The organism is Streptomyces doebereineriae (assembly GCF_031845645.1).
In the GTDB taxonomy this organism is placed as follows: domain Bacteria; phylum Actinomycetota; class Actinomycetes; order Streptomycetales; family Streptomycetaceae; genus Streptomyces; species Streptomyces canus.
In genome coordinates, this window is sequence record NZ_JAVREZ010000377.1 from 1 (window position 1) to 435 (window position 435).

At 67.8% G+C, this 435-nt stretch carries 1 protein-coding gene; it reads left to right on the plus strand.

Annotated features, from left to right (window positions below):
• Nucleotides 1-435 (plus strand): hypothetical protein (locus RNB18_RS52380; protein WP_311721101.1); only part of this gene is annotated, 435 nt, incomplete at both ends.

Genomic DNA, 435 nt, shown 5'->3' on the forward strand with positions numbered 1-435 from the left:
GGCACACCGTGGAACTCAACGCGAGCACCGCCGAAACCGATGCCGGCCCAAGTCTTCACGCCGCCTGGACGTGGGCGCCCTCGGCTCTCGACGAGGCCCAGATCGGCCGGCTGAGTCAGCTCTGGTTCGAGGCGCTCACCGGTATCTGCGCGCACATCGCCGGCGGCGGTGGCGGCCTGACACCGTCCGACATCGTCCCTGCCCGTCTCACCCAGCCCGAGATCGATGAGCTGAGCGAGCACCACCGGATCGCCGACGTGCTGCCCCTCACACCCCTGCAGCAGGGACTTCTGTTCCAGGCCAATGCAACTCAAAGCAACGATGACGACGTCTACGCCATGCAACTCGACGTCACCATCACCGGCCCGCTGGATCCGCACCGGCTGCGCGATTCGGTGCGCACCGTGGTCAACCGCCACCCCAACCTGGCCGCGC